The following is a 1474-nucleotide window of genomic DNA, read 5'->3' on the forward strand; positions in this document are numbered from 1 at the left end:
GTATTGCAGACGCCGCAGTATCCGCGCCCCTTCATCGTCACCGATGCGGCCATCAACCTGGCCCCTGAACCGCCCCTCGATTTCCTTGGACACGCTCTTGCGGGATCCTAACCCCAAGAGGAGAGTCCGAGATGAAGCACAAGAAGGTCGAGTTGGTGAAGGAGCGCGGCCGCTGGTCGGCGAAGTCCAAGCGTGATGCGGTGCTGAGGCTGCTGCGCGGCGAGGACCTGGACACGGTGTCGCGGGAGTCGAAGGTTACGGCGGCGAAGCTGACCGAGTGGCGCGAGGCGTTTCTCGCATCGGGCATGGCGGGCCTGAAGGCACGCGAGACCGACGCGCGGGACGAGGAAATCGAACGGCTCAAGGCGGTGCTGGGCGAGATGACGATGCGCTGCGAACTGCAGCGCGACGCGATCCGGAGGTTGAAAGCCGGCCCCCCTGTGGACGAGACGAGGTTGCCGAAATGAGCGCGGCGACGTCGGAGGGGACGGGCCGGGTGTACGGGGTCAGGCGCGTGTGCTCGGCGTGGGAGCTTGCCCGCTCGACGTGGTATGCCCAGGCTGCGGCCACGCGGCCGGACCGTGCCCCGCCGGCCAAGCGCGGCCCGAAGACGGCGCTCAGTGACGAGGCGCTGGTGGCGGCGATCCGGGCCGTGCTGGCGGTGAGCCCGTTCACCGGCGAGGGCTACCGCAAGGTGTGGGCGAAGCTGCGGGCCGAGGGCATCCGTAGCGGCAAGTCGCGGGTGCTGCGGCTGATGGGCGCGCACGGCCTGCTGGCGCCGCAACGCGGCGGCGGCCCGCGGGGACCGCGGGCGCACGAGGGGACGATTCTCACCGAGGCGCCGGACCTGATGTGGGGGACGGACTTCTCGACGACGGTCACGCTGCGGGAGGGTACGGCGGCGGTGTTCATCGCGGTCGACCATTGCACGGCGGAGCTGGTGGGCGTGCATGCGGCGGCCCGTGCGACGCGCTGGGAGGCACTGGAGCCGATCCGGCAGGCGGTGCGGGAGCGCTTCGGGCGGATCGGCGCGAAGGTCGCCAGCGGGCTGCGGTTGCGCCATGACCACGGGACGCAGTACATGGCCGACGATTTCCAGCAGGAGCTCGCGTTCCTGGGGATTGCGTCGAGCCCGTCGTTTGTCCGCGCCCCGGAGGGCAACGGGTGCGCCGAGCGGATGATCCGCACGCTGAAGGAGCAGTTGCTGTGGGTGCGGACGTTCGAGACCGTGGAGGAGCTGCGCCAGGCGCTGCTGGCGTGGCAGAAGGTGTACAACGAGCACTGGATGGTGGGCCGGCACGGCCACCGCAGCCCGGCGCAGGTGCGCCGGGATCACCACGCCACGATGCAGCGCATGGCGGCGTGAATTACGCCCTCAGGCGTGTCCAAGGAAATCGAGGGGCGGTTCAGGGGCCAGGTTGATGGCCGCATCGGTGACGATGAAGGGGCGCGGATACTGCGGCGTCTGCAATAC

Annotated in this window: 1 pseudogene; it reads left to right on the plus strand. The window is 69.8% G+C overall.

The features are described from left to right. Positions 1-131: 131 nt before the first annotated feature. Positions 132-1366: pseudogene (locus tag BUA29_RS11855) on the plus strand (IS3 family transposase). Positions 1367-1474 lie beyond the last annotated feature (108 nt).

The sequence above is a fragment of the Thermomonas hydrothermalis genome, assembly GCF_900129205.1.
GTDB lineage: Bacteria > Pseudomonadota > Gammaproteobacteria > Xanthomonadales > Xanthomonadaceae > Thermomonas > Thermomonas hydrothermalis.